6 protein-coding genes are annotated in these 2,980 nt (G+C 63.8%); 3 read left to right on the forward strand and 3 right to left on the reverse strand.

Annotated elements, in window-relative coordinates:
- Together EN750_RS26815 and EN750_RS26820 are read left to right on the forward strand one after the other, a co-directional pair.
- On the forward strand, positions 1-433 hold a 433-nt coding region (locus EN750_RS26815), incomplete at its 5' end, for a YebC/PmpR family DNA-binding transcriptional regulator (RefSeq protein ID WP_189526471.1).
- Positions 430-768, forward strand: coding sequence for a SelT/SelW/SelH family protein (locus tag EN750_RS26820; protein ID WP_127398421.1), 339 nt, complete (start codon positions 430-432; stop codon positions 766-768). The genes EN750_RS26815 and EN750_RS26820, both read left to right, overlap by 4 nt.
- Before the next feature lie 18 nt (positions 769-786).
- On the opposite strand, the gene EN750_RS26825 is transcribed toward EN750_RS26820, so the two are convergent.
- Genes EN750_RS26825 through EN750_RS26835 form a run of 3 tightly spaced genes read right to left on the reverse strand, consistent with a single transcriptional unit; the run spans position 787 to position 2,269 of the window.
- On the reverse strand, positions 787-933 hold the full coding sequence (locus EN750_RS26825; protein ID WP_127398423.1) for a hypothetical protein: 147 nt from the start codon (positions 931-933) through the stop codon (positions 787-789).
- A gap of 21 nt (positions 934-954) precedes the next feature.
- Positions 955-1,434 carry an anthrone oxygenase family protein gene (locus EN750_RS26830; RefSeq protein ID WP_127398425.1) on the reverse strand — a complete coding sequence of 160 codons (480 nt, stop codon included), beginning with the start codon at positions 1,432-1,434 and terminating at the stop codon, positions 955-957.
- 1 nt (position 1,435) lies between these two features.
- The gene (locus EN750_RS26835) at positions 1,436-2,269 is read right to left on the reverse strand and encodes an NAD(P)H-binding protein (RefSeq protein ID WP_127398427.1); all 834 of its coding nucleotides are present in this window, start codon (positions 2,267-2,269) and stop codon (positions 1,436-1,438) included.
- A 104-nt stretch (positions 2,270-2,373) separates the two neighbouring features.
- Here EN750_RS26835 and EN750_RS26840 point away from each other — a divergent pair.
- Positions 2,374-2,980: TetR/AcrR family transcriptional regulator (locus EN750_RS26840; protein WP_145967937.1), on the forward strand; the 607-nt coding region annotated here is incomplete at its 3' end.

Genomic DNA, 2,980 nt, shown 5'->3' on the forward strand with positions numbered 1-2,980 from the left:
CCGTTCGGCATCCAATGTGCGCGCCGCCTTCACCAAGGCCGGCGGCGCGATGGGCGAAACGGGCTCGGTGTCGTTCATGTGGGACCGTGCCGGCGAGATCTACTATCCGGCATCGGCCGGCAGCGCCGACAAGATCATGGATGCGGCGATCGAAGCCGGCGCCGACGATGTCGAATCCGACGAGGAAGGCCACACCATCTATTGCGGCTTTGAGAACATGGGCGAAGTGTCGAAGGCGCTGGAAGGCGCACTCGGCGAGGCTGAATCGGTCAAGCCGATCTGGCGGCCGCAAAACAACGTTCCGGTCGACGAGGAGCGGGCACAGTCGCTGATGAAGCTGGTCGCCACGCTCGAGGATGACGACGACGTGCAGAGCGTCTACGCCAACTTCGAAGTCGACGACGAGACCATGGCCAAGCTCAGCGCGGCATGAGCGAAGCTCAGTCCGAAATGAGCGGAGCTATACCCGCCACGAGCGAAAAGCCGTTGCCGGTCATCCGCATCACCTATTGCACGCAGTGTCAGTGGCTGCTGCGCGCCGGCTGGATGGCGCAGGAGCTGCTGTTGACCTTCGGCACGGACCTTGGCGAAGTGACGCTGGTGCCCGGCACCGGCGGCATCTTCACCATTTCCTGCAATGACGTGCTTGTCTGGGATCGCAAGCGCGACGGCGGCTTTCCGGACGCGGCCAAACTGAAGCAACTGGTCCGCGATGTCATTGATCCGGACCGCGACCTCGGCCATTCCGATCGGAAGACAAAGGCATAGGGGTCGCGAGCGCTGCCGTCACTTGCGTCGCCACGCACCGACGGCGGCGCCAATCGCAATACCCACGGCAACGCCCATCGGCAGATCATCCAGAGCGGTGCCGATCGCGGCACCGACACCAACTCCGATGGCCATGCCGAAGGCCATATTTGCGTAGTCCTTCATCGGTCGCTCCATCCATCGTCGTCAACGCGCGGCGAACCAGAAAGATGCCAGCGCGGCTATGCCGCTGATGGTGCGGACATGATTCCACATCACCCATTCATTGAGGTAGCGCGACCACACGGTTGCACCGTTGCCGCTTGCCGGATTGACGGCGGCGAGCGCATTGTTCAGCGGGACGTTGAAGATCATCGTCACCACCGCGATGCCGATGAGATAGAGCAGGCTGCCGGCAATCAGCCAGAGCGAGCCCGGCTGGCTCCAGCCGATCGCCGCACCGATGGCGACAACAATGCAGACGAGCGCCGTGCCGAACAGCGCCGTCATGAACAGCGGCGTCACCGCTGTGACGTTGATGGAATTCATCGCGGCAATGCCGCTTGCGGCTGGCAGGCGGGCGAGGCCCGGCATGACGAAGCTGGAGAAAGCAAAGAAGACGCCACCGACGACGCCTGTGCCGATTGCGGCGATGAGGATGAGGGTGGGGAGAAGCTTCGCGATCATGTCAGTTGCTCCAGATGCCGGTTGCGGTGGTTTGCGTTGCGTAGGCGGAGAAGTCTCTTGGCTGGCGACCAAGCACGCGCTGGACGCCGTCGGTGAGCGACTCGTTGCGGCCGTCGAGCACCTGGGTGAACAGCTCATTGAGCAGCCAACCGAATTCGGGTGGTAGGTCCTGCGACGCGACAGCGGCAGTGAATTCGTCATGCGAGATCCTGACAAAGCGGATGTCGCGTCCGGCCGCCTTGGCAATCTCGGCGACCGCGTCTGCGAAGCTCAGCAGCCGCGGCCCGGTCAACTCATAGAGCTGGCCGACATGGCCTGGCTCCGTCAGCACGGCAAAGGCGGCGTCGGCGATGTCGTCGGCATCGACAAAGGGCTCGCCTACATTGCCGATCGGCAACGCCACTTCGCCTTCAGCCAGGGACTCGGTGAAGAAGCCTTCGCTGAAGTTCTGCGAGAACCAAGCGCAGCGCAGGATGGTCCAGTCGGCGCCCGAGGCCTTCAGCATCTCTTCGGCGCGCTGGGCTTCCGTTTCGCCGCGCCCCGACAGCAGCACCAGTCGGGTGACACCGTTTTGCACCGCGAGCCTGGCGAAGGCGTCGACGGTTTCAGCGGCGCCCGGCACGGCGATGTCGGGATAGTAGCTGATGTAGACGGCGCTGACGCCTTGCATTGCCGGTCCCCAGGTCGCTGGGACTTCCCAGTCGAAGCGCGGTGTACCGGAGCGCGAGCCGATCCGCACCGGCAGGTCGTGCGCCGTCAGCCGCTCGGCCAGACGGCGGCCAGTCTTGCCGGTGCCGCCGAGGATCAGAATTGGTTTGGTTGTCGTGTCAGTCATAACCGTTTCCTCTATTTAAAATATGAATAATCCTCACATTTGCAAAATGTGATAAACCCTCGTATTTTGCGAGTCAAGCGATTTTGCTGGCATTGGAGTCAGTCATGGAAGACACGGCCGCGCCGGTTTCCGCGCGGGAGCAGATTGCTTCGCCGCGCCGGGCGCCGAGCCAGCAGCGCAGCCGCGAGCGGGTCGAGCGCATGCTGACTGCCGCCTCAGCGCTGATCGCCGAGCAAGGCAGCGACGCCATGCGCATGGGGGAGGTGGCGGAGCGCGCTGGAGTGTCGATCGGGTCGCTCTACCAGTTCTTTCCGGACAAGCGGGCGATCATCTGGGCGCTGGCCGAGCGCTACACCGCCGAAAGCCAGTCCTGCATTTCGGCAGCACTGGCTGGTGTCAGGGACGCCGAAGGCCTGCAGTCCGCGTTTTCAGAGTTGGTCGACATCTATTACCGGCTGTTCCTGGCCGAACCGGTGATGCGCGACATCTGGTCGGGCACGCAAGCCGACAAGGCGCTGCGCCAACTCGAACTCGCCGACAGCCGCGCCAACGCCGAATTCCTCACCGCGGTGCTGAAACGGCTGCGGCCGGCGGCCGATCCGGCGACACTGGAAAGCACGGCGTTTCTGGTCTGGCAGATGGGTGAGGCCGCCATGCGGCTGGCGATCTCGGTTGAGCGCCAGGAGGGCGACAGGCTGGTCGCCGCCTATA

The sequence above is a fragment of the Mesorhizobium sp. M7A.F.Ca.ET.027.03.2.1 genome (assembly GCF_003999175.1).
Lineage (GTDB): Bacteria > Pseudomonadota > Alphaproteobacteria > Rhizobiales > Rhizobiaceae > Mesorhizobium.